The sequence below is a fragment of the Agrobacterium sp. DSM 25558 genome, assembly GCF_900100825.1.
Taxonomy (GTDB): domain Bacteria; phylum Pseudomonadota; class Alphaproteobacteria; order Rhizobiales; family Rhizobiaceae; genus Agrobacterium.
On record NZ_FMUD01000001.1, the window covers coordinates 1 to 26,630 of the forward strand.

30 protein-coding genes are annotated in these 26,630 nt (G+C 56.2%); 22 read left to right on the plus strand and 8 right to left on the minus strand.

The window, feature by feature from the left end; translation table 11 throughout:
- Positions 1-418, minus strand: a 418-nt coding sequence (locus DSM25558_RS00005; protein ID WP_143239965.1) for an IS110 family transposase, incomplete at its 3' end; no start/stop codon positions are given.
- 397 nt (positions 419-815) lie between these two features.
- Here DSM25558_RS00005 and DSM25558_RS00010 point away from each other — a divergent pair.
- The 6 genes from DSM25558_RS00010 to DSM25558_RS00035 all read left to right on the plus strand — a co-directional run bounded on the left by DSM25558_RS00010 (position 816) and on the right by DSM25558_RS00035 (position 7,592).
- Positions 816-2,012, plus strand: coding sequence for a beta-ketoacyl-ACP synthase (locus tag DSM25558_RS00010; protein WP_077100589.1), 1,197 nt, complete (start codon positions 816-818; stop codon positions 2,010-2,012).
- 11 nt (positions 2,013-2,023) lie between these two features.
- Positions 2,024-3,310: a beta-ketoacyl-ACP synthase gene (locus DSM25558_RS00015; protein WP_077100592.1), complete on the plus strand. Its 1,287-nt coding sequence runs from the start codon at positions 2,024-2,026 to the stop codon at positions 3,308-3,310.
- Positions 3,311-3,364: 54 nt separating this feature from the next.
- Entirely contained in the window at positions 3,365-4,393 is a 1,029-nt protein-coding gene (locus DSM25558_RS00020; protein WP_077100594.1) for a zinc-binding dehydrogenase, read from the plus strand.
- A gap of 11 nt (positions 4,394-4,404) precedes the next feature.
- Positions 4,405-5,334 carry a lipid A biosynthesis lauroyl acyltransferase gene (locus tag DSM25558_RS00025; protein WP_077101392.1) on the plus strand — a complete coding sequence of 310 codons (930 nt, stop codon included), beginning with the start codon at positions 4,405-4,407 and terminating at the stop codon, positions 5,332-5,334.
- A gap of 242 nt (positions 5,335-5,576) precedes the next feature.
- Positions 5,577-6,269, plus strand: a complete 693-nt coding sequence (locus tag DSM25558_RS00030; RefSeq protein WP_077100596.1) for a hypothetical protein — start codon at positions 5,577-5,579, stop codon at positions 6,267-6,269.
- A 606-nt stretch (positions 6,270-6,875) separates the two neighbouring features.
- Entirely contained in the window at positions 6,876-7,592 is a 717-nt protein-coding gene (locus tag DSM25558_RS00035) for a PAS domain-containing protein (RefSeq protein ID WP_077101394.1), read from the plus strand.
- Between the two features lie 4 nt (positions 7,593-7,596).
- Here DSM25558_RS00035 and DSM25558_RS00040 read toward each other — a convergent pair whose 3' ends face one another.
- Positions 7,597-8,400: a TSUP family transporter gene (locus DSM25558_RS00040; RefSeq protein ID WP_077101396.1), complete on the minus strand. Its 804-nt coding sequence runs from the start codon at positions 8,398-8,400 to the stop codon at positions 7,597-7,599.
- Between the two features lie 176 nt (positions 8,401-8,576).
- Here DSM25558_RS00040 and DSM25558_RS00045 point away from each other — a divergent pair, with 176 nt between their 5' ends.
- The 8 genes from DSM25558_RS00045 to DSM25558_RS00080 all read left to right on the plus strand — a co-directional run bounded on the left by DSM25558_RS00045 (position 8,577) and on the right by DSM25558_RS00080 (position 15,745).
- Positions 8,577-9,536 carry a nucleoside hydrolase gene (locus tag DSM25558_RS00045; protein ID WP_077100598.1) on the plus strand — a complete coding sequence of 320 codons (960 nt, stop codon included), beginning with the start codon at positions 8,577-8,579 and terminating at the stop codon, positions 9,534-9,536.
- Positions 9,537-9,783: 247 nt separating this feature from the next.
- Positions 9,784-11,004 (plus strand): LL-diaminopimelate aminotransferase, encoded by a 1,221-nt coding sequence (locus DSM25558_RS00050; protein WP_077100601.1) that lies wholly within the window; start codon positions 9,784-9,786, stop codon positions 11,002-11,004.
- A 63-nt stretch (positions 11,005-11,067) separates the two neighbouring features.
- Positions 11,068-12,378 carry a homoserine dehydrogenase gene (locus tag DSM25558_RS00055; RefSeq protein ID WP_077100603.1) on the plus strand — a complete coding sequence of 437 codons (1,311 nt, stop codon included), beginning with the start codon at positions 11,068-11,070 and terminating at the stop codon, positions 12,376-12,378.
- Between the two features lie 162 nt (positions 12,379-12,540).
- A complete protein-coding gene (locus DSM25558_RS00060) occupies positions 12,541-12,915 on the plus strand; it encodes a YciI family protein (RefSeq protein WP_077100605.1) in 375 nt (124 codons plus the stop codon).
- Positions 12,912-14,159, plus strand: a complete 1,248-nt coding sequence (locus DSM25558_RS00065; protein WP_077100607.1) for an RNA polymerase sigma factor — start codon at positions 12,912-12,914, stop codon at positions 14,157-14,159. The genes DSM25558_RS00060 and DSM25558_RS00065 overlap by 4 nt, the downstream gene beginning before the upstream one ends.
- Before the next feature lie 89 nt (positions 14,160-14,248).
- The gene (locus DSM25558_RS00070; RefSeq protein WP_077101398.1) at positions 14,249-14,719 is read left to right on the plus strand and encodes an SRPBCC family protein; all 471 of its coding nucleotides are present in this window, start codon (positions 14,249-14,251) and stop codon (positions 14,717-14,719) included.
- 25 nt (positions 14,720-14,744) lie between these two features.
- Complete coding sequence (locus DSM25558_RS00075; RefSeq protein WP_077100609.1) at positions 14,745-15,164, plus strand: DoxX family protein; 420 nt, start codon at positions 14,745-14,747, stop codon at positions 15,162-15,164.
- 71 nt (positions 15,165-15,235) lie between these two features.
- The gene (locus tag DSM25558_RS00080) at positions 15,236-15,745 is read left to right on the plus strand and encodes a GNAT family N-acetyltransferase (protein ID WP_077100611.1); all 510 of its coding nucleotides are present in this window, start codon (positions 15,236-15,238) and stop codon (positions 15,743-15,745) included.
- Here the strand turns inward: DSM25558_RS00080 and DSM25558_RS00085 are convergent.
- Positions 15,727-16,059 (minus strand): DUF1294 domain-containing protein, encoded by a 333-nt coding sequence (locus DSM25558_RS00085; protein WP_077100613.1) that lies wholly within the window; start codon positions 16,057-16,059, stop codon positions 15,727-15,729. The two genes, DSM25558_RS00080 and DSM25558_RS00085, sit on opposite strands and share 19 nt — an antisense overlap.
- A 149-nt stretch (positions 16,060-16,208) precedes the next feature.
- On the opposite strand from DSM25558_RS00085, the gene gatB reads away from it, so the two are divergent.
- From gatB to DSM25558_RS00110, 5 genes are all read left to right on the plus strand, one after another.
- Positions 16,209-17,711: an Asp-tRNA(Asn)/Glu-tRNA(Gln) amidotransferase subunit GatB gene (gatB, locus tag DSM25558_RS00090; RefSeq protein WP_077100615.1), complete on the plus strand. Its 1,503-nt coding sequence runs from the start codon at positions 16,209-16,211 to the stop codon at positions 17,709-17,711.
- A gap of 70 nt (positions 17,712-17,781) precedes the next feature.
- The gene (locus tag DSM25558_RS00095) at positions 17,782-18,279 is read left to right on the plus strand and encodes a GNAT family N-acetyltransferase (RefSeq protein ID WP_077100617.1); all 498 of its coding nucleotides are present in this window, start codon (positions 17,782-17,784) and stop codon (positions 18,277-18,279) included.
- Positions 18,276-18,749, plus strand: coding sequence for a GNAT family N-acetyltransferase (locus tag DSM25558_RS00100; protein WP_077100619.1), 474 nt, complete (start codon positions 18,276-18,278; stop codon positions 18,747-18,749). Before DSM25558_RS00095 ends, DSM25558_RS00100 begins: the two co-directional genes overlap by 4 nt.
- 111 nt (positions 18,750-18,860) lie before the next feature.
- Positions 18,861-19,259, plus strand: coding sequence for an NADH:ubiquinone oxidoreductase subunit NDUFA12 (locus tag DSM25558_RS00105; protein ID WP_067642723.1), 399 nt, complete (start codon positions 18,861-18,863; stop codon positions 19,257-19,259).
- Positions 19,260-19,388: 129 nt separating this feature from the next.
- On the plus strand, positions 19,389-19,826 hold the full coding sequence (locus tag DSM25558_RS00110; protein WP_077100621.1) for a DUF2155 domain-containing protein: 438 nt from the start codon (positions 19,389-19,391) through the stop codon (positions 19,824-19,826).
- A gap of 166 nt (positions 19,827-19,992) precedes the next feature.
- Here the strand turns inward: DSM25558_RS00110 and aat are convergent, their stop codons facing one another.
- The 5 genes from aat to DSM25558_RS00135 form a co-directional block, all read right to left on the minus strand.
- Complete coding sequence (aat, locus tag DSM25558_RS00115) at positions 19,993-20,604, minus strand: leucyl/phenylalanyl-tRNA--protein transferase (RefSeq protein ID WP_077100623.1); 612 nt, start codon at positions 20,602-20,604, stop codon at positions 19,993-19,995.
- A 3-nt stretch (positions 20,605-20,607) separates the two neighbouring features.
- Positions 20,608-21,951, minus strand: a complete 1,344-nt coding sequence (gene accC / locus DSM25558_RS00120) for an acetyl-CoA carboxylase biotin carboxylase subunit (protein ID WP_077100625.1) — start codon at positions 21,949-21,951, stop codon at positions 20,608-20,610.
- An 11-nt stretch (positions 21,952-21,962) separates the two neighbouring features.
- Positions 21,963-22,442 (minus strand): acetyl-CoA carboxylase biotin carboxyl carrier protein, encoded by a 480-nt coding sequence (gene accB / locus DSM25558_RS00125; protein WP_077100627.1) that lies wholly within the window; start codon positions 22,440-22,442, stop codon positions 21,963-21,965.
- A gap of 26 nt (positions 22,443-22,468) precedes the next feature.
- Positions 22,469-22,906, minus strand: coding sequence for a type II 3-dehydroquinate dehydratase (gene aroQ / locus DSM25558_RS00130; RefSeq protein WP_077100629.1), 438 nt, complete (start codon positions 22,904-22,906; stop codon positions 22,469-22,471).
- Positions 22,907-23,086: 180 nt separating this feature from the next.
- On the minus strand, positions 23,087-23,854 hold the full coding sequence (locus DSM25558_RS00135) for a DsbA family protein (protein WP_077100631.1): 768 nt from the start codon (positions 23,852-23,854) through the stop codon (positions 23,087-23,089).
- Positions 23,855-24,024: 170 nt separating this feature from the next.
- Between DSM25558_RS00135 and DSM25558_RS00140 the strand changes: the two genes are divergently transcribed.
- The 3 genes from DSM25558_RS00140 (at position 24,025) to DSM25558_RS00150 (ending at position 26,527) form a co-directional block, all read left to right on the plus strand.
- A complete protein-coding gene (locus tag DSM25558_RS00140; RefSeq protein WP_200800711.1) occupies positions 24,025-25,182 on the plus strand; it encodes a pyridoxal phosphate-dependent aminotransferase in 1,158 nt (385 codons plus the stop codon).
- Positions 25,183-25,269: 87 nt separating this feature from the next.
- The gene (locus DSM25558_RS00145; protein ID WP_077100635.1) at positions 25,270-25,974 is read left to right on the plus strand and encodes an SDR family oxidoreductase; all 705 of its coding nucleotides are present in this window, start codon (positions 25,270-25,272) and stop codon (positions 25,972-25,974) included.
- A 175-nt stretch (positions 25,975-26,149) separates the two neighbouring features.
- Positions 26,150-26,527: a response regulator gene (locus DSM25558_RS00150; protein ID WP_077100637.1), complete on the plus strand. Its 378-nt coding sequence runs from the start codon at positions 26,150-26,152 to the stop codon at positions 26,525-26,527.
- The last annotated feature ends 103 nt before the right edge of the window (positions 26,528-26,630 follow it).

A 26,630-nucleotide genomic window follows, 5' to 3' on the forward strand; every position in this document is an offset into this window, starting at 1 on the left:
ACGATACGATCATCTGTACGATCTGTCGCCTGCGGTCGACAAGGGCCGATAAAGCCTGGGTTTGCGCATCGCGCAGCGGTCGGATTTGCGGTTTCGTCGCCGTGACGAAGGCGGCAATCAGGGCTGCATCGATCGCATCGGTCTTGGCACGCCGACCGATGGCGTTGGCATAGGCGCGAACCTGCGCCGGGTTGACGACGATCACGCAGATGTCGCAGGCCGCAAGCTTTGCCACAGCCAGCGTTTCAAAACCACCCGTCGCCTCCAGCGCCACGAGATCGGCTTTCTCCGCCTTGAGGCGACGCGCAAGTTCTTCGATGCCATCATGGTCGTTCCCAACACAAAAGCTTGCACCAGAGGGTGAAACCGCAACGTCGAGACGCTCCTTCGACACGTCGATACCAACGATAATATCCATCTTATCCCATCCTTGCCTAATCGGGCTTTGCACGCGCAAGCGGCCCTGGCGACTGTTCGGGTTCGATGGAACGGCGGATGCACAACCGGGCTCTGCCACGGGCTTGGTGTCCCTAAGGGGCTTCGGTCTCACATCCGCCACCGCACAGGGCATTAAAACGCCAAAGGACGGTGAAGGGAAGTTACAAGGGGGGTAAACCACATCCACCATCGTACCATGAGCGAAAAGCCCCGTTTTTTCCCATGGACCTCTGAAAATCCATGAATTCCGCAGGCTGTTTGGGCCTTCGCCATTGCAAAGCCGCACCGCGAGCATTATTCCGCATGGCATGTGCGGTCAATTGATCGCTTTTGAAAGCTGGCCCGCCTCATCATGGGCAAGCGACGAAGGATGACGGATTATGAAGTCTGACAATGATGTGGTGATTACCGGGGTCGGTATCGTGACCTGTCATGGTGTTGGTATCGACGCCCATATTGCCCTGCTGTCGGCAAGCTCTGCGCCTGACGCGATTGTTGAGACGGAAAAGTTTGCGCCCTATCCGATCCATCCGCTGCCGGACATTGACTGGTCGAACCAGATTGGCCGCAAGGATCAGCGCCAGATGGAAAACTGGCAACGTCTCGGTGTCTTCGCTGCGGGTCTGGCGCTTGATGATGCCGGTCTGAAGGAAGACGCGGACGCCTGCGGCACCATGGACATGATCGTGGCTGCCGGTGGTGGCGAGCGGGATATCAATGTTGATACGTTGATAGTAGACGAAGGGCTGAAACGCAACGACCGCGAAGTGATGCTGAATGAAAAGCTGACCACCGAGCTTCGCCCGACACTGTTCCTGGCCCAGCTTTCCAACCTGATGGCCGGCAATATTTCCATTGTCCATAAGGTGACCGGTTCTTCGCGCACCTTCATGGGTGAAGAGGCGGCAGGTATTTCTGCTGTGGAGACGGCGTTTTACCGCATCCGTTCTGGCGAATCGAGCCACGCGCTGGTCGGCGGTGCGTTTGCAGCTGAAAGACCTGATATGACGCTGCTGTTCGAAGCCATCGGCGCACATGCGCAGGGTGAGTGGCAGCCGCTGTGGTCACGCGCAGACGGTAAGGGCGGTGGCATGATCACAGGCTCTGTGGGCGCATTCCTGGTGCTGGAATCCCGCAAGCGCGCAGAATCGCGTAGCGCGAAAATCTATGCGCGGATCGACGCCATCGAGGGTGATCGTGGTGCGCGTGAGGACGGCAAGTTCGAGCAGAGACTGGAGCGACTTCTGGCCCCGGCCAATGATTCGGCTGAAACCGTTATCTTCTCGGGCGCCAGCGGCTACGATGCCGTGACCGTTCGTGAGAAGGACGTGCTTCAAAAGGTATTGCCGAAGGCCGTTCTTCGAGGCTTTAGCGGTGTGACCGGCCATGGGCTGGAGGCGCAGTTTCCGCTGGGCCTGGCGCTCGCAGCCCTTGCGCTGAACAGCAATGCGAAAGTTCCGGCATTCGACAGTTCTGCTGAAAAGCCAATGACGTCAGTTGCCTCACAAGTGGTGGTGACGACGGTTGGCCATGTGCGTGGCGAAGGTGTCGCCGTGCTTTCCAACCACGCTTGAGGAGTAGACACATGGCATCCAGCAGTTTTAAGGATCACCTCGGTCGCCCTATCGTTGCCGTTACCGGCATGGGCATTCTCACCTCGCTCGGCCAAGGGCTAGAGGACAATTGGGCGGCGTTGACCTCCGGCAAATCCGGTATTCACAAGATCACCCGTTTCCCCACCGACAATCTTTCCACCAAGATTTGCGGCACGGTGGATTTCATCGACATTCCCAAGCCAAACTCCGTCGAGCGCTCCTTTGCCTTTGCCCGCGAAACAACCATCGAGGCTTTGGCGCAGGCTGGGATTTCGGGTGATTTCAACGGCCCGCTGTTTTTGGCCGCACCACCCATCGAGCCGGAATGGAGCGCCCGTTTCGAGTTGGGTGACCGTTCTCCACCTGCCGCAAAACCGGGCGATGCCTATGACCGCTTCATGGCGGCATTGCGCGAGCGTCCAGATCCGGCCTTCCAGGAAGCGGCATTGTTCGGCGCAATCTCAGAACGTCTCGCTGACCGCTTCGGTACGCGGGGCCTGCCGGTTACGCTGTCCACGGCCTGCGCTTCAGGCGCAACGGCTATCCAGCTGGGCGTCGAAGCCATCCGCCAAGGGCGCACGGACCGCGCGCTGACGGTTGCGACTGATGGCTCCGTCAGTGCAGAAGCGCTCATCCGCTTCTCGCTGCTCTCGGCGCTGTCCACGCAGAACGACCCGCCAGAAAAGGCGTCTAAGCCGTTCAGCAAGGATCGTGATGGTTTCGTAATTGCCGAAGGTGCAGCGACGCTGGTGCTCGAGTCACTTGAGGCTGCGGTTGCTCGTGGCGCAAAAATTCTGGGCATCATCAAGGGTGCTGGCGAAAAGGCCGATAGTTTCCACCGCACGCGCTCATCGCCAGACGGCGGTCCTGCGATTGCGACCATTCGTGCGGCCCTTGCCGATGCAGGCGTGGCCGAAGGCGATATCAATTACATCAACGCCCACGGCACCTCGACACCTGAAAACGACAAGATGGAATATGGCTCGATGCTCGCCGTGTTCGGCGAGGGGCTGAAATCCATTCCTGTATCATCCAACAAGTCGATGATCGGCCATACATTGACGGCAGCCGGTGCGGTGGAAGCGGTATTTTCGCTGCAAACCATGCTGACCGGCACCGTTCCACCGACCATCAACTACACCAATCCCGATCCGACGATTGCGCTGGACGTGGTGCCGAATGTAAAGCGTGATGCGGATGTTACCGCCGTGCTGTCCAACTCCTTCGGCTTCGGCGGACAGAACGCAAGCCTTGTCATGACGCGGGAACCGGCTTAATCGGTTCTCTTCCATCACAACAAAATAAACGCCTTCGGGCGAAGGACTACTATTATGCGCGCCTTGCAACTCGTAGATGACCGTAAGCTTGAGAGAGTAGAATTGCCTGAACCGGAAGCGCCAGCGCCCGGTGAAGTGACACTTCGGGTCAAGGCCGTCGCTCTCAACCACATCGATGTCTGGGGTTGGCGCGGCATGGCATTTGCCAAGCGCAAGATGCCATTGACCATCGGCGCGGAAGCATCCGGCGTGGTGGAGGCCATCGGCCCCGGCGTGTCCAATGTCCTGCCGGGCCAGCTCGTGTCGATCTACGGCGCGCGCACCTGTGGCCGTTGCCACCACTGCGTGGCGGGTCGCGATAACCTGTGCGAAAATGTGGGCGGTGTTCATGGTTTCCATCTGGATGGTTTTGCGCAGGAAAAGATCAATATTCCCGCCCGCCAGCTCGTTTTGGCACCGCCCGGTATCGACGCCGTTGCGGCAGCTCTTGCCCCTGTAACCTTCGGCACCGTCGAACATATGTTGTTCGATAATGCCAAGCTTCAGCCCGGCGAAACCATTCTCATTCATGCGGGCGGTTCGGGTATCGGCTCTGCAGCGATCCAACTCGCCAAGAAAATGGGCTGCATCGTCATAACTACGGTTGGTTCCGACGACAAGATCGAGCGGGCCAAGGCGCTGGGTGCCGATCACGTCATCAACTACCGCGTCGACCGTTTCGAAGGTGTGGTTCGCAAGTTGACGAAGAAGAAGGGCGTCGATGTCGTCTTTGAACATGTCGGCAAGGATACCTGGGCGGGCTCCATGTTCTGCCTCAAGCGCGGTGGACGTCTCGTGACCTGTGGCTCCACTTCGGGCGTTTCGGCGGAAATCAACCTGATGATGCTGTTCCAGCAGCAGTTGAAACTGCTGGGTTCCTTCGGTTGCCGTATGGAAAACATGGCAAATGCCATGCAGAAAATGGCGCGAGGCCTTGTGCATCCGGTCATCGATACCGAAGTAACCTTCGATACTATCGAGATGGCGCTGGAGCGGATGGAAAGCCGTCAGGTCTTCGGCAAAATCGTCCTGCGGATGGATTGATCCTTTTGAAAATGTTGATAACGCGCATTGTCCTGGCGTTCGAAAACTTTCGCCAGTGGCTGAATGCGACGATTGCGTTTAGCGTTCTGAACCTGTTGAAGCTCTTGCCCGCCGACCCTGCCATCCGGTTTGCGGACAGGCTTGCCCGCAAGATCGGCCCTAAAACGCCCCGCCATAAGCTGATGCTCTATAATCTCGAGCGCGCCTTTCCCGAAAAATCGGAAGCGGAGCGTATGGAGATTGCGCTGGACAGCTGGGGCAATATGGGGCGCCTGGCTGCGGAATATGTTTTCCTTGATCGCCTGTTCGATTTCGATCCGGCACAGGATAAGCCGGGTCGTGTCGAAGTCGTCGGCACAGAGACGTTTCTCGAACTAAGGGACAATCCGCGCCCCTTTATCGTGTTTACTGCGCATTCGGGTAACTTCGAACTGCTTCCAGTTGCAGGCTCGGCATTCGGGCTGGATGTGACGGTGTTGTTTCGTCCGCCTAACAATCCCTATGTCGCGAAACGCATTTTTGATTTCCGCAAGGAGCGCATGGGAAATCTCGTGCCGTCTCACGCCGGTTCATCATTTGCTCTGGCGCGGCAATTGGAAAAGGGTGGCGGCATTGGCGTTCTGGTTGACCAGAAATTTCGAAAAGGCCTGCCGACACAATTTTTCGGCAACGACGTGCTGACCAACCCGTTGCTGGCAAAGCTGGTGCGCCAGTTTGGCTGCGATGTATTTCCGGCCCGTTGCATTCGTCTGCCGGATAATCGCTACCGGCTGGAAATCGAGCCCAAGGTCGAGATACCGTTGAACGAAAAAGGCTCTGTCGATGTGCAGAAGACGGCACAACTGCTCAATGACAAGGTCGAGAGTTGGGTGCGAGAATATCCCGGACAATGGTTGTGGTATCACGACCGTTGGCATATCAAACGTCATATCAAGGACTAGAATAGGATCGTTGCGATCCCTTGAAAGCGATAACATCTCATGATTGTGAATGTATAATGTTCTTCACAATTTCTGGGATTTGTTAAAGCCGTCCTGCGTGTGTTAATTTATCTTGTGTAATGGCGGTGCTGTTTCTCGTTACGTCATTTTTTACGGTGATACCCTATAACGAGTCTCGTGCCGCTTGGCCGGAATGTATGTGAAAGTGCGAGTGGCGTACGATCATCCGGGGGAGAGTCGAGTTGAAAGCTTTGATTGACCTGTTTTGGCAACGATATTCGGAGCTGAAAGGTGCCGTGGATCGCAACGACGCCCCGAAAATTGCGATTCTTGATCGTGAGCTCGATGCCTTGCTTGAAAGCATAACGAGCAGAAAAACCAAGACCACGTCTGAGGTTCTCGAGCAGTTCCGCTTTGCGATCGATCTCCTCAATGAAGAGGCGGAGGACACAGGCTGCGTTCAACGCAATTCCGAACTCTTGCGTCGGTTGGTGGACAGGTACATCGGTGCCGGTCTGCCATATGATGGCGTGACGCCCGATGGCGAAGCTCCAAGCTGGAGCCCTTACGTCATTCTGGACGAAGACCGGTTGGACGATCTGGATGAACGCGTCTTTGTGGTATCGCCTGGATATCGGATCAACTACACCAATGCCATCAATGCGCTATGCTACGAGGCGAAAACCAACGATCTCGTTGGTCGGCATATTGCCGAATTCATCGGCATACATCATTTCCAGCAAGCACTGCGTGAAAAGCTTGACGCATGCTTTAAAGGGCAGGCCGCAAAGTACACCTATGCGGAAGACATCGATGGGCACACAGTGGTGCGCTCCTATGAAATGTCGCCTTGTTACTCCCCGTCCTACAAACTCGTTGGCGCAATTATAATCGTAAAAGAACTGGCTGACCGTCGTCATCGGGCCGTCGCATAAGGCAGTCTGGGTATTCCAGTCTCCAACAGATCACTTTGTCCGCTACCGTACCATGTCTTTTGACATGCCAGAAATACGATAGGCTGGGGGTTCGATGTCGATCTTTTTCGGCGTTGCGACGGGGTTTCGAAACGCAGTATTTATCTGGCCAAGTCTGAACTCTGTTCAAGATCACCTTTATTCATCGAAGAAAAACAGATGTATAGCGCCGCGTATCTACGTTTATTGTAAACGATTACATCTTTGTTATTTGCAGTATTGATGAGTTCCATTTGCTGCGTCTTGGGGTTTAATGGCGTAACGGCAGAGTGATAATCATATAACAAATGTTAATGACCTACGCACGGATAGGTTAAATCTTGTGTATTGACGGAATGGACAACGATAGTGTTCATATCTCAGGATGATGTAGTTTCATGGGTAGCTCATATTCGCATCATAGATGTCTCTTTGGGCTCACCGATGCGGTCCGTGGACCCAAAGTTGAAATGATCCGAGCCTGCTTCGGTAACGGCTTTTGAAAGAAGGAAGTTTTCCTGATTGTGTCCGGCTACGTTGATGGACCTTGTCAGAATGGAAAACTTGTGTGATGAAATGGAGGCTCCATTGATTGGGCTCTTCGACGCTTTTTCGCTGAAATGCACACAGTTGAAACAGGCTGTGGCCGGTGGTCATGACGATCTTGTGCGTGTGCTGGATCGAGAACTTCAGCCGATGATCGCGGGTATCTTGTCATACAGGGCAGAAACCCGCGAGGAAGTGCATATGCAGTTGCAGTTCCTCAACAGTTTGATCCGCGACGAGGCTGAGGATAAGTCAAGCGTTACGCGCCGTAGTGCCGATATGTCGATGCTGATCGATCGTTATTTCCCGAATTCGGGCGGCAACAGTGATCGCATCCAACGCCCGACATTACGTCCGGCTGATGAGAACGCCGTATTCGAGATGCCGAACCAGCCACTGTTCAATGAGGCTGTGCTGGATAGTTTGCCGGATCGCATTGGCGTCGTCACCAAGGATTATCGCTATCTGTATGCCAATCAGGCGAACGCGCAGTATTTGAACCGCACCGCGCTATCCATGATTGGCTGTCATGTTTCGGAGTTTGTGGGGGAGGAAAGCTTCAGGACCATGGCCCAGCCAGCGTTCGAAAAATGCTTTCACGGTCATAAGGTCGACTACATCCACAAAGGACGCCGCGATTCCGGTAGTTTCACAACGCGTTGCCGCATGACGCCATTGCGGGGTGGAAACAATAAGATTGTTGGCGCTGTCATCGTTCTCCAGAGCGTTGATGAAGTCGTGGCCGTGAATTGCAGTTGAAGGCCTAGCCGCCCGCAAGACTTACGAAGAATGAGCCCACCGCAGAGGCAGCACCGGCGTCCAGAAGAAGTTTCGTCGCCATTGCCAGGCACGAGATCACCAGCAGAGGCCGAATGATTTTTGCGCCATTGTTCATGGCAAGCCGCGAACCCATCTGTGCGCCCAGAAACTGCCCCAAACCCATGACCAGTCCCAGCTTCCATAGGATTGCGCCGCTGAGTGTGAAGACGAGGAAGCCGCCAAAGTTCGAGCCGAGGTTGAGAAGCTTGGTGTGAGCCGTTGCCTTCAACATACCGAAGCCCGCCAAGCCGACAAATGCCAACATGTAAAACGAACCGGCCCCTGGCCCGAAAATGCCATCGTAGAAACCCACCAGTGGAACGACGGTCAGGCCGAATACGAAGGGCCTTACGCGTTGGTGACTATCCAGATCGCTGAGGTTGGGTTTGAAGGCAAAATACAGGGCTATCGCGATCAGCAAAAACGGCATGATGGCCCGCAGAACATCAGGCGGCACGAAGGACGCAGTCAAGGCCCCAAAGATACCGCCTAAGAGCGCCATCATTGCCATGGGAAATTGTTTTTTCAGATCCACATGGCCTCGACGCGCATAGGCGATCGTGGCTGATGCCGAGCCGAACTGCGCTTGCAATTTGTTCGTTCCCAGAGCCTCAAGCGGTGGAACGCCGAGGATGAGCATGGCGGGGATGACGATCAACCCGCCACCACCGGCAATCGAATCCACAAAGCCCGCGAAAATGGCGACGAGAAAAAGAATAACAAAAAGCTGAAGAGCGACATCGTGCACGGGGAGCATTCCAGGAGGGCGGTGATGACGCCGCTTCTCTCACCGAATTATGCGTGTTGCAACGGTTTTCGTGTCTTGCGTCGAGGGCATTGCGTGGATTGTGCGTCCGTTTATGGTGCATTCGCTGTTTCGTCGTTCGTGGGCGATTCTGCTCTAGATGAATTTGAGGACATGGCATGCATAAGGTAATTTTCGACACTGACCCCGGTATCGACGACGCAATGGCGCTGCTGTTTCTGCATCGCCACCCGGATATCGATCTGGTCGGTGTCACGACGGTTTTCGGCAATGCGCCGCTCGATATTACCACCCGCAATGCGCTGTTCCTCAAGCAGCAATGGGGCATGACGGCACCTGTGGCCAGAGGTGCAGGCGTCACGTTCGATCCGTCCCGCCCGGAAGGCCATTGGCCGACCTTTATCCATGGTGAAGACGGCCTGGGCAACATCGGTGTTCCCGATAAGATCGATCTGCCGCTGGATCCGCGCCCGGCGCATCACTTCATTATCGATACCGTCAAAGCAAACCCGGGTGAGGTGACGCTGATCGCCGTTGGCCGCATGACGAACCTAGCCTTGGCGCTGCGGGAAGACCCCGATTTCGCGACTTTGGTCAAGCAGGTCATCATCATGGGTGGTGCTTTCGAGATCAACGGCAATGTCAGCCCCGCCGCGGAGGCCAATATTCACGGCGACCCGGAAGCCGCAGATGTTGTGTTCACCGCGCCGTGGCGCGTTACCGTCGTTGGCCTCGATGTGACGACGCGCACGGTCATGACATCGAAGTTTATGGATGAGATGGCGAAGGAGGGCGGGGCACCCGTCCAGCTTCTGTCGGATTTGTCGCAGTTCTACATCGAGTTTTATAATCAGCGTACCGGCGATGGCATGGTGGTGCATGACGCTTGCGCCTGCGTCTACCTGACCAACCCCGAACTTTTCGAAACCCGCAGCGGTGCGATTCGCGTCGTGTGCGGCGGTATTGCCGATGGCCAGACAATCCAGAAGCCGGACGGTGTCGGTTTTCCGCCCGGAAACTGGGATGGGCATCCGAGCCAGCTCGTCTGTACCAATATCCAGCCTGATCGTGTGCTTTCGGTCATCCGTTCGACAATTGTGCATGGCGAGCGCGGCTGATTGGCCGCGCGCGCTGCCAAACGCGGCGTCTTGCCTTGCATTTTTGAAAAAACTCGCGTTATGCAGGTTTTGTAAAGCCGCGCTGATTTTCCGGGCTACGACCGCTTGCGGAAAACCAATTCGTGTTTTTCAGCACATGCGTTACACTTAAATGATACGGGTCCGATGTGTTCGTGTCGGCTGTATTTGAAACCAAAAAACGAACGTTATGTGAGCCGCTAATTTGGCTCATTTCCACGAGGAAAAGATGGAAGAGTTTCACAAGGTCAAGCGTCTGCCGCAATACGTGTTCGAACAGGTCAACCGTTTGAAAGCGAGCGCGCGAGCGGGCGGAGCCGACATTATCGACCTTGGCATGGGCAATCCCGACCTTCCGACACCGAAGGCCATTGTCGATAAGCTGTGCGAAGTGGTTCAGGATCCACGCACACACCGTTACTCGTCCTCCAAGGGCATTCCTGGTCTTCGCCGTGCGCAGGCAGGCTATTACGCCCGCCGTTTCGGCGTGAAGCTCAACCCCGATACACAGGTTGTCGCCACGCTGGGCTCCAAGGAAGGCTTCGCCAATATGGCGCAGGCCATCACGGCACCGGGCGATGTGATCCTTTGCCCGAACCCGACCTATCCGATCCACGCTTTCGGATTCCTGATGGCTGGCGGTGTTATTCGCTCAATGAATGTCGAGCCGGACGAAACCTTCTTCGGCCCGCTGGAGCGCGCCGTGCGCCACTCCATTCCCAAGCCGCTTGCGCTGATCATCAACTACCCATCGAACCCAACGGCGCACGTCGCATCGCTGGATTTCTACCGGGATATCATTGCCTTCGCCAAGAAGCATGATCTGATCGTGCTGTCGGACCTTGCCTATTCTGAAATCTATTTCGACGACGCCAACCCGCCTCCTTCCGTTCTGGAAGTGCCGGGTGCTATGGACGTCGCGGTAGAATTCACCTCCATGTCCAAGACCTTTTCCATGCCCGGCTGGCGCATGGGCTTCGCAGTCGGCAACGAGCGGCTGATTTCGGCCCTGACGCGTGTGAAATCCTACCTGGATTACGGCGCATTCACGCCTATTCAGGTTGCGGCCACCCACGCTTTGAACGGCGATGGTTCCGATATCGCCGAAGTGCGTAGCGTCTATCGTCGCCGTCGTGATGTCATGGTTGATACGTTCGGAAAGGCCGGTTTCGAGGTTCCACCTCCAGCGGCCACCATGTTCGCATGGGCAAAAATTCCGGAAAAATTCCGCCACCTCGGCTCTCTGGAGTTTTCTAAACTCCTCGTGGAGAAGGCCGATATTGCCGTCGCTCCCGGCGTCGGCTTTGGCGAAATGGGCGACGATTACGTTCGCCTTGCGCTCGTTGAAAACGAGCACCGAATTCGCCAGGCAGCGCGCAATTTGAAGCGCTTCCTGTCGACAGCGGACGATACGTTGCACAACGTCGTTTCGCTCAACGCCCATCGTTAAGGGCACCCAACCGGGTGGCCGTTTCCGGCCACCTCTTCACGTCAGCAAATCAGGAATATACCAATGGCAGATTCATTGAGAATCGGCATAGCGGGACTCGGCACTGTCGGCTCTTCGCTCGTGCGCATCCTCCAGCAGAGAAGCAACGAACTTGCAATTACCTGCGGACGCGCAATTGAGATTATTGCAGTCAGCGCACGCGATCGTTCGCGTGATCGCGGTCTTGATCTCAAGGGTATTACCTGGTTTGACACGCCTGAGGAGATGGCGGCAAAAGCCGAAATCGACGTTTTTGTAGAGCTGGTCGGCGGTGCCTCTGGTACCGCGGAAAAGGCCGTGCGTGCCGCGCTGTCGCGGGGTCTGCATGTGGTGACAGCCAACAAGGCGTTGCTTGCCAAACACGGCGTTGAGCTTGCCATTCTCGCGGAAGAAAGAGGCGCGCTGCTGAACTTCGAAGCAGCAGTCGCCGGTGGCATTCCCATCATCAAGGCGCTGCGTGAGTCGCTGACCGGCAACCATGTGTCGCGCATCTACGGCATCATGAACGGCACCTGCAATTACATTCTGACCAAGATGGAGAAGGAAGGCTTGTCCTTCGAGGCGTGCCTCAAAGAAGCCCAGCGCCTCGGTTACGCCGAAGCCGATCCGGCCTTCGATATCGAGGGCAATGATACGGCTCATAAGCTTGCAATCCTCACCACGCTTGCGTTTGGGTCCAAGATTGCAGCTGACGACATCTATCTCGAAGGTATCTCCAATATCTCGATCGAGGATATTCAGGCAGCTGCCGATCTCGGTTACCGCATAAAGCTGCTGGGCGTGGCGCAGGTCACGGAATCAGGCATCGAACAGCGTGTACATCCGACCATGGTACCGCTGGATTCGGTCATCGCGCAGGTCGACGGCGTGACCAACGCTGTTGCCGTCGAATCGGACATTCTCGGTGAATTGTTGATGGTTGGACCCGGCGCAGGTGGCAATGCCACGGCGTCCGCTGTGCTGGGTGACATCGCCGATATCGCCAAAAGCCGCCCAGGCGTGCAGCAGGTACCAGTCCTCGGTCGCCCGGCGAAGTCGCTGACCGAATACCGTCGTGCCAAGATGAAGAGCCACGAAGGCGGGTACTTCATTCGCCTGACGGTGAAGGACAAGGCAGGCGTGTTTGCCAGCATCGCAACGCGCATGGCGGAAAACAACATCTCGCTGGAATCCATCGTCCAGCATTCGCGTGTTCCCGTCGAGGGTGGTGCGCAGACGATCATTCTCGTTACCCACGCGACGATGGAAGACGCCATCCGCAAGGCCGTCAAAGGCATCAAGAGCGAAAAATATCTGGTGAACGAACCGCAGGTTATCCGCATCGAACGCACCTGATTGTCTGATTTCACGATCTGACATGGAAGCCATCGGCGGCAGCGTAGGTGGCTTTTTTGTATTGTTTGCTCCGCATCTGCCATCAGCACCTCTCAAAAAAACTACTGCACCTTGTCGGCAGGCGCGTTACTTCTTCGTCTTAGAACGGAGAAGGAGAGTGAGATGCATTACGCCATTCTGTGTTACGCCGATGAGGAAGCTGTCTTCGCCTGGTCCAAGGAGGAGGAAGAGGGTGTCATGGCCAAGCTTTATACGGTGCAGGAACCGCTGGCCAAGGCTGGCAAGCTGGGACCGACCGGACGGCTGATGCCGACCACGACCGCCACGACCGTTCGCAAGGGCAAGCAGGAGCCGTTGGTGCTGGACGGTCCCTTTGCCGAGACCAAGGAAGTGCTGCTGGGTTTTTACACCGTGGATGTCGAAAATCTGGATGAGGCAGTCGATTTCGCCAAGCAACTGTCCGCTGCCAATCCGGGCTCGACATCTTACGAAATTCGGCCGTTCTACGTCTTCCATCCCACAGGTGCGCCCACATGACAGATATCGCATGGATCGACCTTGCGTTGACGGCGGCGCGACCGCAGGCGCTGGGGGCATTGCTGCGTTATTTCCGCGATCTGGACACAGCGGAGGAAGCCTTTCAGGAGGCCTGCCTGCGCGCGGTGCGGACTTGGCCAGAGAAAGGCCCGCCACGCGATCCGGCAGCATGGTTGATCTTTGTCGGGCGCAACAGCGGTGTGGATGCCATTCGCAAAAATTCGAAATCCGTGCCCTTGCCGGAAGAGGATGTCCTGTCCGATCTCTCCGACGCGGAAGCCGATATGGCAGAGCGGTTGGACAATTCCCACTACCGCGATGACATTCTGCGGCTGATGTTCGTCTGCTGCCATCCGGATTTGCCGGCAACGCAGCAGATCGCGCTTGCACTGCGCATCGTCGCTGGCCTTAGTGTCACGCAGATCGCCCGCGCGTTTCTGGTGACGGACGCCGCGATGGAGCAGCGCATTACCCGCGCCAAAGGGCGTGTCGCCAAAGCCGGTGTACCCTTCGAAAACCCGACCGCATGGGAGCGGCAGGAGCGTTTGGACAAGGTTTGCGCCATGCTCTATCTCGTGTTCAACGAAGGCTATTCGTCGGCTATTTCGAACCCGGACAGCATGACGATGTGCGAAGAGGCGATCCGCCTTGCCCGCATTCTGTTGCGCATATTCCCATCCGAAACTGAGATCATGGGGCTTCTGACGCTGATGTTGTTGCAGCATTCGCGTCGCAATACTCGTTTTTTACCGGATGGTGACATCATTCTGCTGGAAGATCAGAACCGCGACGGCTGGGACCGGCAGATCATCGATGAAGCGCTGGCGCTGCTGGACAAGGCGATGCGCCACCGCAAACCCGGCCCTTACCAGCTTCAGGCAGCGATTGCGGCTCTGCATGCGCGGGCAGTGACCGCGAAGGACACGGACTGGTTCGGCATCGACATTTTGTATCAGGCGCTGGAGCATCTCCAGCCATCACCCGTCGTCACGCTAAACCGTGCTGTCGCCGTTTCGAAAATGGATGGACCGGAGGCGGCTCTCGATGTGCTTCAGACGCTGGATGGAAAGCTGGACGCCTATTTCTACTATCACGGCGTTCGTGGTGGGCTATTGATGCAGGCGGGCAGGGCGGCTGAAGCCCGCGAAGCCTTCGACCGGGCCATCGCCCTTGCCAATACGCCGGCCGAAGCCGCGCATATCCGCCAACAGCTGGACAAGCTTACGCTGGAAAATACGAAATAATTTTCAAACACGTGTCGGGTGGTTGTCTGCTCAGACGTCCTTGCAGCATCATCACAGAGATGAACCAAACCAAGCGAAAGGAAACGACCATGAACAATCATCACGGTGCCCACGATCTGGTTCTCATACGCGAATTCAATGCTCCGCGTGAAAAGCTCTACGAAGCGTGGACCGACCCTAAACTGTTGAAGCAATGGTTCTGCCCCAAGCCCTGGGGTGTGTCCCATGCCGAACTGGATCTGCGTGCCGGTGGGGCAAGCCTCATCGTCATGGCTGGTCCCAATGGCGAAGTGGTTGAAAACCGTGGCGTCTATCTGGAGGTCATTGCCAATGAAAAACTGGTCTTCACCGATGCTTATACTAGCGCTTGGGTGCCTGCCGAAAAACCGTTCATGACCGGCATCGTTCTGTTCGAAGACATGGGTGACGGCCGCACCAAATATACCGCGATTGCCCGGCACTGGACGGCAGAAGACAAGACGGCCCATGAAGCGATGGGCTTCCACGAAGGTTGGGGAATGGCCGCTGACCAGCTGGCTGCCCTGGTTGCAACGCTCTGACGCGAAGATGAGAGGGAATCAGCTTATGCCTTACGCTGCTGTTTCAATGTCTCGGCCGCGCTGGCAGAGACTGACAGGGTCCGTCATGAGCGGTCTTGTCGTGGCTTTTCTGATCTTTGACGGTGCCATCAAACTCGCGCCCATTGCGCCGGTGACGGAAACGATGGTTGCGCTTGGATATTCAGGCGACGCATCGCTGGCGCGTGGCCTTGGCATCATGACGCTGGTTATCGCGCTTCTTTATGCCATTCCACGTACATCCGTGCTCGGCGCAATTTTGATGACGGGGCTGCTGGGCGGCGCAATCGCAACCCATTTGCGCGTCGGAAGTCCGCTGTTCACCCATATGTTCTTCGGCGTCTATCTTGGGCTGCTGGCATGGGGCGGGCTCTATCTGCGGTCTGAAGCGCTGAGACGTCTCATTCCATTGCGCGGCAACCACTAGGCTGTAAATGAGGGTGTGCTGGTCGAATCACGCTCCCGGTGCTTTATTTGCGGAAGTTACGGAGACGTTGTTTGATCAGTATTCGCCCGGCGAGAGAAGGAGACGCAGCGGTGCTCGCGGCCATCGGTCTGCGGGCGTGGGCAAACGCGACATCGGCTCTGGGAGTGACGGAAGAGTTGCGTGAAAATGCGCGGGCCGCATTTGAGAATTTCACGCATTCATCGAGGCTTGCCATCACTGTGGCTGAGGTGGATGGCGCAATTGCCGGCTGGGCTGCTCGCGAACATTTCGATGAGACGATTACCGATTTCTGGATAGACCGGATCTATCAGCGCCAAGGCGTCGGTACTGCGCTTTTAAGCGAGATCGAGCGGCAGATCGTGGACCGCGGTTTTCCGGTCGGTATGCTGGAAAGCCATGCCCAGAACCATCAGGCGGTCTCGTTTTTTCGCAAACATGGATACGCCGTCAGTTGGTTTTCCATGAAATATTCGGCAAAGCTGGACCGCGACGTGCAATCCATGGGTCTTCAAAAGCAGCTGGTGACAATGGAAACAGGCGGTTATGGCTTCGGTTTCTGAGCCATCGCTTCCAGAAGCACAAGCGTCGTTTGTGGCCATTGCGGCATGATGACGAGGGAGAGACCAATCCCGATGTGTAGGACGATGATGAAGAGCAAATAACTGCGGAAAGGCTCTTTTCGCGTTTTGTGGCGCAGCAAACGTTGCGCAAGAACTGCACCTGCGCTGCCGCCCAGAAAGGCCAGCCAAAGCAGGGTACTTTTGCTGACACGCCATTCGCCATTCCTGGCGGCCTCCTTATCCCACCAATAGATGAGAAAAACGAGAAGGTTGAAGGCAAGATATGTGGCGACGGCCAGAGCAAGTGTAATCATGATTCTATTAAAATTCAGAATTGTAAAAAAACATTTTCAACCTTGCCGAAAATTCTGGTCTTCATGCCTTTGACGCGACAAGCCTTGCGCCACGGTGCCAATTGTTCTACCTCACTATAGATAGAAATTCCGTATATTAAGAGCTTGATATGACCCTTGTAGACGTGCGCACACCAGACCCGAAACGCTTCATTCCCGGCGCGACCGGCGATTGGGAAATCGTCATCGGCATGGAGGTTCACGCCCAGGTTCTCTCCAATTCCAAGCTGTTTTCCGGCGCGTCCACCACCTTCGGCAATGCCCCGAACTCCAACGTTTCGCTGGTGGATGCAGCTATGCCTGGCATGCTGCCTGTGATCAACGAGGAATGCGTGGCGCAGGCGGTGCGTACCGGTTTAGGCCTGAAGGCGCAGATCAACAAGCGCTCGATCTTCGACCGCAAGAACTATTTCTACCCTGATCTGCCGCAGGGCTACCAGATTTCGCAGTTCAAGGATCCTATCGTCGGTGAGGGTCAGATCGTCATTTCGCTGGGGCCGGATCGTCAGGGCAATTTCGAAGATATCGAAATCGGCATCGAGCGGCTGCATCTGGAACAGGATGCCGGCAAGTCGATGCACGACCAGCACCCGACCATGTCCTATGTGGACCTGAACCGTTCCGGTGTGGCGCTGATGGAAATCGTGTCGAAACCGGACATGCGCTCTTCCGATGAAGCCAAGGCTTACATGACCAAGCTGCGCTCCATCGTGCGCTATCTCGGTACCTGCGATGGAAACATGGACGAAGGTTCGATGCGCGCCGACGTCAACGTCTCCGTGCGCAAGCCGGGCGAGGCTTTCGGCACCCGTTGCGAAATCAAGAACGTCAACTCTATCCGCTTCATCGGTCAGGCCATCGAATACGAAGCCCGTCGCCAGATCGCCATTCTGGAAGACGGTGGCTCGATCGATCAGGAAACTCGCCTGTTCGATCCCGGCAAAGGCGAGACGCGGTCCATGCGCTCCAAGGAAGATGCGCATGACTATCGCTATTTCCCGGACCCGGATCTGCTGCCTCTGGAATTCGACGATGCCTTCATCGAACGGATGAGCAAGGATTTGCCGGAGCTACCTGATGACAAGAAGGCACGTTTCGTCAGCGAACTCGGCTTGTCGGTCTATGATGCATCGATCCTCGTGTCGGAAAAGGCGATTGCCGACTATTACGAACTGGTCGCCAATGGCCGCGATGGCAAGATTGCCGCCAACTGGGTGATCAACGATCTGCTCGGCGCGCTGAACAAAGCCAGTAAGGGTATCGAAGAGACACCGGTTTCCGCCGATCAGCTCGGCGGCATCATCGACCTTATCAAGGCCAACACCATCTCCGGCAAGATCGCCAAGGACCTGTTCGAAATCGTCTGGAACGAGGGCGGCAGCCCTGCTGAGATTGTCGAAAGCCGCGGCATGAAACAGGTCACGGATACGGGTGCGATCGAAAAGGCCGTGGACGAGATCATCGCTGCCAACCCGGATCAGGTCGAGAAGGTCAAGGCAAAGCCGACACTCGCTGGCTGGTTCGTCGGTCAGGTCATGAAAGCCACAGGTGGTAAGGCCAACCCGCAGGCGGTTCAGGAATTGGTCAAGGCGAAGTTGGGTATTGAAGAGTAAGCTCTCCTATCGGTGACGTCGAAGCCGGGATTGCTCCCGGCTTTTCTATTTCAAGACTAAGGGGAAAATCGTGTTCTTCATTCGCACCGCCAGTGAGCGTGATATCGAGCCGGTGAGGGCGCTGTTGGCCCGGACTTGGCATGCCACCTATGATTCGATCTACGGTGCGCAGCGGGTTAGTCAGTTGATTACCGAGTGGCATTCTCCCTCGGCCATGAAAGAGCGCGTCCAGAAAAAGGGTGGCGAGTTTCTGGTGGCTGACGATGGTAAACGCATCGGTGGCATGGGCTATGCGGCGATGTCGAGCAAGATGCCGAAGACGGCTTTGCTTCACCAGCTTTACATCGACCCGCATTTTCAGCGACAGGGCGTTGGGCGCGATATTTTTGCTGAGCTCGAAACGTGCTTTCCCGACGCTGACATCATGCGCCTTGAGGTCGAGCCTAAAAATACTGTTGCCGTCGCTTTTTACGAAGGTCTGGGCTTTACCGAGGTTGGGCATGTTGAGCGCATGGCAGGTGTTGAAGGTCTGCCCGGCATCGCGATGGAAAAGACGTTGGCCCGATGAGTGCGACACTCGAAAACCTGGTTATTCGATGCGCACGGGAGAGTGATCTGCCCGCGCTCGCAGCCATGTTCGCCGCTGACGAGCTCGGTGGTCACGGCGATACGACCGACGTTTCGGCACTGCCGGATTACCTCGCGGCGTTTCGTGCCATCGAACAATCATCCAACGAGACGCTCTATGTTGCGGAGCTGGATGGTGAGGTCGTCGGGACTTTCCAGACGGTGATTCTCACCAAGCTCGTCGGTCGTGGCGCAACCTCAATGAAGATAGAAGCGGTGCAGACCCGTGATGACATGCGCGGTCGCGGCATTGGTGCGATCATGATCCGTTATTGCATCGACGACGCTCAAAAACGCGGTGTCAAAAACATCCAGTTGATATCGAACATGATGCGGGTCGATGCGCACCGGTTTTACGACCGTCTCGGCTTCGAGAAGCGCCATTTCGGTTTCAGCATGGCACTGAAATAGCTGCTGGTGGCAGGGGAAATACTGGACAATTGACGCATGGAGCGGCATAAGCTTGTGCTGTGCTGCGCAATCCAAATCGCCGCAGTGCATTCAAGCCCCGAGGAATGGATAATGAAGACTCTCCTGACGCAAATCTTCACCTGGTGGAACGGCCAGACGATCGGAACGCGCTTTCACACATGGCGTTTTGGAAAGAAGGTTGGACAGGACGAGTTGGGTAACACCTATTATGAAGGTGGCACCACATCTTGGGGCATGCCGCGTCGTTGGGTCATCTATAATGGTTACGCGGACGCATCCGCGATCACGCCCGGCTGGCATGGCTGGATGCACTACCGCACGGACGTTCCGCCAAGCCAGGAAAGCTACACGGCGCGCGAATGGGAAAAGCCGCATCTGCCGAACATGACCGGTTCGTCCAAGGCCTACCGCCCGCAAGGCTCGCTCGCTGTTCCCGGTGAGCGCCCACGCGTGACCGGTGACTACGACGCCTGGACACCCGGCAACTGATTGCGTTTGGGTGGCGCGTGCCAGGGCCTTTCTATGTGCCGACACACCACCCGTTTTCGCCACATTCCGCCTGTAGGCGTTGAACCCTCGCCGGATTGGCGCGGGAAATCTTTCTGGAGACGGTTCGATATGGGAAAATTCACGCGAGAAACTTCTTTGCGTGCACTGGCTGTGGCTTTTGTTGCGCTGTTGCCCATGACCGGCTTCGTCTCCTCCGCCTCTGCTGCCCGCATCGAGAACCGCGTGGCGGTTTTTTCCGGTATCGACAAGATCACTGGTCGCATCACCTCATTCGACGTGTACCTGAACGAGACGGTCCAGTTCGGCGCGCTTCAGGTGACTCCGAAGGTCTGCTATTCGCGTGACGATACCGAAGCGCAGAAGATCGACGCATTTATCGAAGTCGATGAAATTACCCTCGACCGCAAGATCAAGCGCATCTTCACCGGCTGGATGTTTGCTGATAGCCCCGGCCTGAACGCCGTCGAGCACCCGATTTATGACGTGTGGCTGACCGGCTGCAAGCAGGAATCGGATGTGCCTGCGCCAGCGTCGGCCAGCAAGTAACTCTATGTTTTCCCTCATTCCTTTGCTCGTCACAGGAATCTAGCCAGCTCAAGTCCTTGGGCTGAGGGGAATGTTCTGTCGCGCAGACGCGCGACGACTGGATTCCTGTCACAAGGACAGGAATGAGGTAATCGTGGACGTATTGCCTAGTCACGAGCGTCCGCTGCTAAAAATCCACGTTCCCAACTTCGACAGCCCGCTCGAGCATCTTCGCATACTCAACCTTCGGCACATCGATCGCGCCAAATGTCTTCAGATGCTCCGTGGTGAACTGCGTGTCGAGGAGCGTGAAACCTTTTGCCCGCAGATGCTCGACCAGATGGACGAGGCAGATCTTCGAGGCATTGGTCCGTCTGGAAAACATGCTTTCGCCAAAGAAGGCAGAACCCAGCGATACGCCATAGAGACCACCTACAAGCTCGTCGCCGTCCCAGGCTTCGACACTGTGAGCTTGGCCAATCTCGTGGAGTTCGACATAGAGCTTTCGGATCGTCTGATTGATCCAGGTGCTGGGACGATCCGGTGCTTCTGCCGCGCAACCCGCCATGACACCTTCGAAATCCGTATCAAAGCGTATGTCAAACGGATGCTTGCGGATGGCTTTGGCCAGACTTTTGGAAACGTGAAAATCATCAAGCGGGATTATGCCGCGCATTTCGGGTTCGACCCAGAAAAGCTCCGGGTCATCAGCCGAATCGGCCATGGGAAACAGGCCGATGGAGTAGGCGCGCAGCAGAATATCGACGTTAATGTCGCTATCTCTGCCGCGCCGTCCCATCTCTTACTTCGCGTCGCCGGCCAGATATTTTTCCAGCCAGTGGATGTCGTAGTCACCCTTCAGAATGTCTTCGTTTTGCAGAAGATCCTGAAACAGCGGCAGGGTGGTCTTGATACCGTCCACGACGAACTCGTCGAGCGCGCGGCGAAGGCGGCGAATGCATTCGTCACGGTTACGGCCATGCACGATCAGCTTGCCGATCATGCTGTCGTAGTAAGGCGGGATCTTGTAGCCCTGATAGGCACCGGAATCCACGCGAACGCCGAGGCCACCTGGTGTGTGGAAGTAGGTCAGCGTACCCGGAGACGGCACGAATGTGCGCGGGTCTTCGGCGTTGATGCGGCATTCGATGGCGTGGCCACTGAACTTCACCTCATCCTGCGTGACCGAAAGGCCCTGACCGGATGCAACGCGTATCTGCTCCTGTACGAGGTCCATGCCGGTGATGGCTTCCGTGACCGGATGCTCCACCTGAAGACGGGTGTTCATTTCGATGAAATAGAACTCGCCGTTTTCGTACAGAAACTCGATTGTGCCAGCACCGCGATATTTCAGCTTGCGCATGGCATCGGCGCAGATTTCGCCGATCTTCATGCGCTGCTCTACGGTCAACGCTGGCGAGTTGGCTTCTTCCAGAACTTTCTGGTGACGGCGTTGCAACGAGCAATCACGTTCACCCAGATGGATGGCCTTGCCTTCACCATCGCCAAACACCTGTACTTCGATGTGGCGTGGCTTGCTGAGGTATTTTTCCATGTAGACGGCGTCGTTGCCGAAGGCAGCAAGCGCTTCGGAACGGGCCGTGGAAACGGCTTCTTCGACTTCCGATTCGTCTTTCGCGACCTTCATGCCACGTCCACCGCCGCCAGCGGTTGCCTTGATCAGAACCGGGAAACCGATCTTGCGAGCGATTTCCAGCGCGTTCTCAGGCTTCACTTCGCCATCCGAGCCGGGAACGACGGGAATTCCGAGTTCCAGCGCGGTCTGCTTGGCGGTGATCTTGTCGCCCATGATGCGGATGTGATCGGCGGTCGGACCGATGAAGGTGATGCCGTGTGCGTCGAGAATATCAGCGAACTTGGCATTTTCCGACAGGAAACCGTAGCCAGGGTGAACGGCATCCGCACCGGTGATTTCGCAGGCTGCAACGATCTGGTGGATGTTGAGGTAGCTGTCACGCGAAGGCGGCGGGCCGATGCAGACGCTTTCATCGGCAAGGCGCACATGCATGGCATCTGCGTCCGCCGTGGAATGCACGGCGACCGTTGGAATGCCGAGTTCCTTGGCGGCGCGCAGCACGCGAAGGGCAATTTCGCCGCGATTGGCGATGAGGATCTTGGATACCATGTAATTCGCCCTTATTCGATGACCACGAGGGCTTCACCATACTCTACGGGCTGAGAATCGTTGACGATGATTTCCGTAACCTTGCCGGACTTTGGTGCCGGGATCTGGTTCATGGTCTTCATGGCTTCAACGATCAGAAGCGTCTGGCCTTCCTTGACGGTTGCGCCGACTTCAACGAAAGGACGCGCACCTGGAGCGGACGACAGGTAGACCGTTCCGACCATTGGCGACGTCACCGTGTTGGCCGGGTTGCGGGCAGGGGCCGCAGGTGCTGCCGTGCCAGGTGCGACTGCTGGGGTCGCGGCGGCTGCAGGAGCAGGGGCGTATTGTGGGGCGGGAGCCGTTGCGTAAACCGGCGCAGGCGCTGCACGAGAAACGCGAATACGCAGATCGTCCTGCTCGACTTCGATCTCGGAAAGGTCGGTGTCGTTGAGAATGTTCGCGAGGTCGCGGATCAGTTCCTTGTCGATACCGTGTTTCTTTTCAGACATGACAAACCCTATTCTGATTGTTTCTTTTATGCCGTGATATTCTTCAAAGCGTTGAGCGCCATGATGTAGCCGTATGGTCCGAAGCCACAGACCATTCCCTTTGCGGCGGGCGCTATCATCGATTTATGGCGGAATTCTTCACGGGCGTGGATGTTGGAAATATGCACTTCCACGACCGGAACTGAAATGGCTCTGATAGCATCATGAAGAGCGATCGACGTGTGGCCGTAGGCACCAGGATTGATGATGACACCGATGGCGCGTTCACCAGCCTCGTGCATGAGGTCGACGAGCGCGCCCTCATGGTTGGACTGATGGCACTCGACCACAAAACCAAGCTCTTCGCCCGCCTTGATGCAGTCGTTCTCGATGTCTTTCAGCGTCTTGCCGCCATAAATGCCCGGCTCACGTTTTCCCAACATGTTGAGATTGGGTCCGTTGAGGACAAAAATCGTGTTGCTCATTCGAAAGTTCCGCCAGAAAATCAGCGCCACCTATAGACCGCACAACCGCGAAGGAAAAGCCCCGAAGCGCTCAAAGCAGGGATTGTCCTTAATCTTCTGGGGTTTGAGGATGTTTTTCGGTGGATTTCCCTTCTCGGAGAACGTGACTGGCGTTTCCACGAATGAGAGAGCGGCATGTCATTACGAGCAAGTCGCCTTACCGCAGGCGCGCATGTTGGCGATCTTCTCCTTTAGCGGGGTTGTGCCGACTGCGCCGAAAATGGCTTCGTTGCCTATGACGTATGAGGGGGTGCCGGTGATGCCGAGGTTGGTGGCGAGCTGGTAGGCTTCCTTGACCTGGGCGTCGTTGGGGTTCGCAGCCATGGATTTGCGAATATCGGCTTCCTTGATTCCTAACGATTCTGCGACTTCGATGGCGCTTGCCTCGTTGGCGCGGCCCGTGCTTCCCAGCAGTGTGCGCTGGAATTCCGGATATTTTTCAGGTGCCAGGAGTTTGACGGCATTGGAAACCTTATGGGCCTCGAGTGATTCCGGCCCGAGAATCGGGAACTCCTTCAGAACGAAGCGGACGTTTTTGTCGGTTTTCAAGATGGCGTCGACGTCGCTCATGGCGCGTTTGCAATAGCCGCAGTTGTAGTCGAAGAACTCGACCAGCGTCACATCACCATTCGGGTTGCCCAGCGACAGATCGTATTTGGACTGGAAGATGGTTTTCTGGTTGTCCGCTACTGCCTCGGCGGCCTTGGCATTGCGCGTGTCATATTGCTTGCGCTCCAGGGCTTCCTGAACCTCAAGCATGATCTCCGGGTTCTCGATTAGGTACTCCTTGATGAAAGCGCCGAATTCTTTTTTCTGCTGGTCATCCAGTGCATGGGCGGGCAGGGACACGAAAACCGTGGATAGGGCCGTCAGGCAGGAAAAAGCCGTGGATTTAAGGGAAAGTGCCATGTCGGTCCTCATTGTTTTGTTGCAGAGTGGTGATTCCGTTGTCCCACGCAATTACCCTAATTTAATGCGATTGCCATATCGCATAATAAGTTTGCCGATTGCGATCTCGCCATTGTGAAAACCGCAATAATACGGCAAATCTCCGACAGTTTGATAGAAAGAGCATGCTTTTGATAACGTTGTCCAAGCGAAGCGCGGTCGAGCCATTCCATGCGATGGATATTTTGGCAGAAGCAAACCGTCTGAGACAAGCGGGACGACCGGTGATATCCATGGCTGTGGGCCAGCCGTCGCACCCCGCGCCCAAGGCGGCTCTGGATGCGGCCAACGAAGCACTGAGACACGGACGTGTCGGCTACACCGATGCGCTGGGCCTGCGTGATCTGCGGGAAGCCATTGCCTCCAGTTACCGCCTTCGCCACGGTACTATCATCGATCCCGCCCGCATTGCGGTGACGACGGGGTCTTCGGCGGCCTTCAATCTGGCATTCCTTGCTCTGTTCGATCCCGGCGATGCCGTGGCGATTGCACGGCCTGGATATCCGGCATACCGCAATATTTTGAAGGCGCTCGGTCTTCACGTCGTGGAGGTGCCGGTTACTGCGGAAACCGGATATACGCTCACGCCTGCAAGCCTTGAGCGCGCAGAGACCAAAGCCGGGCGCAAGTTGAAGGGCGTGCTTCTGGCAAGTCCCGCCAACCCGACGGGTACGGTGACGGGTCGCGAAGCGCTGAAGCGGCTGGTGAATTATTGCGACAGCCGCAACATCGCGTTCATTTCGGACGAAATCTATCACGGGCTGACATTCGTCGGCGAGGAGACGAGTGCCGCCGAAATCAGCGAGAACGTCGTCGTTATCAATTCGTTTTCGAAGTATTATTGCATGACTGGCTGGCGCATAGGCTGGATGGTGCTGCCTGAAATGCTGATACGACCGGTCGAATGTCTTGCGCAGAGCCTGTATATTTCAGCGCCTGAGCTTTCGCAGCTTGCCGCCAAGGCAGCCTTTTCCGCAGAAGACGAACTCGATGTCTACAAGGAAAGCTACCGCACCAACCGCGATTTTCTGATGAGCCGCCTCCCTGAAATGGGGCTGCCTTTGGCGTCACCCATGGACGGCGCGTTTTACGCTTATGTGGATACCAGTCGCTATTCGAATGACAGCATGGATTTTGCCAAGCGGATGCTGGCGGAAATCGATGTTGCGGCGACGCCGGGGCTGGATTTCGACCCGTTGGAGGGTCACCGCGCGCTGCGGTTTTCCTATGCCGGTTCCGTGTCCGATATTGCCGAGGCGGTCGGCCGGATCGGCGGCTGGCTGAAATAAAGCTGTCATCTTCCATCAATGATTTTGGTTCGAACTTGCCCATGAAACCGGTTAGGTTCGAACTTCAAGCATCATGGGAGCAAAACGATGTCGACAGAAAAAGTAGCAGTGGTGACGGCGGGTGGAAGCGGCATGGGCGCTGCGGTGGCAAAACGTCTGGCCGCAGATGGCTATAAGGTGGCGATCCTGTCATCCTCCGGCAAGGGTGAGGCGCTGGCCGCAGAGCTTGGCGGCATCGGTGTGACAGGTTCTAACCAATCCGTTGACGATCTCCAGAGACTTGCCGATCTGACGCTCGAAAAGTTCGGCCGGATCGACGTGCTGGTCAATAGCGCCGGTCACGGCCCGCGCGCGCAGATTCTAGAGATAACCGACGAGCAATGGCACACGGGTCTCGATGTGTATCTGCTGAACGTCATCCGCCCGACACGGATCATAACACCGACGATGGTGTCGCAAAAATCCGGTGCCATCATCAATATTTCCACCGCCTGGGCGTTCGAGCCAAGCGAGATGTTTCCGACCTCTGCCGTATTTAGGGCGGGGCTCGCCGCCTACACCAAGATTTTCTCGGATACCTACGCGCCAGACAATGTGCGCATGAACAATGTTCTGCCGGGCTGGATAGACAGCCTGCCTGCAACGGACGCTCGCCGCGACATGGTACCGATGCAACGTTACGGCAAAAGCGAGGAAATCGCGGCAACCGTCGCATTTCTGGCGTCTGAAGGGGCCGGTTATATTACCGGCCAGAACCTGCGGGTGGATGGTGGCCTAACCCGTTCTGTGTGAGCGTTCTTCCTTTGCAAAACGAATGACAGGTTCATATGCGATTCTCATTTATCCCGTGGAGAAGTGCTGATTCCACTCGCGAGAAAGGAACTTGCATGGCTGCGTGGCGTTGTTCAATCCAAGGTCAAAAGTTTTCACAAACACGACGCTTGGATGTAAAAGCAGGTAACCAGTCATGGGACAACGCAACGCATACGCCAGACAAGTGGTCCTCGTCGTTGAAGACGACCCTCTCTTACGCATGATGGCGGTCGATCTCGTAGAAGATGCAGGTTTTGACGCCATAGAGGCTTGCGGTGCCGATGAGGCAATGGAAATTCTCGACAGCCGTCCAGATATCGACGTGCTGTTCACGGACATCGACATGCCCGGAAGCATGAATGGCGTCGGACTGGCAAATTGGGCCTACAGGGCTCACACCCCATTAGGCATCGTGCTGACGTCCGGGCACCAGAACCCGTCAGAAGACGTCTTGCCGGAACGCAGCGTGTTTTTTCCCAAGCCCTATGACTTTACGAAGGTCGTAGATACGTTGCGAATGATGACAGTGTGATTTGCTTCGCATTGCGGAGCAAGATTGTGGTTTGCGAATAAGTAACCATAGTTCATACACTGTTTTCTCAATTAATTATTCTGAAAATATCAGCGGTTATAGT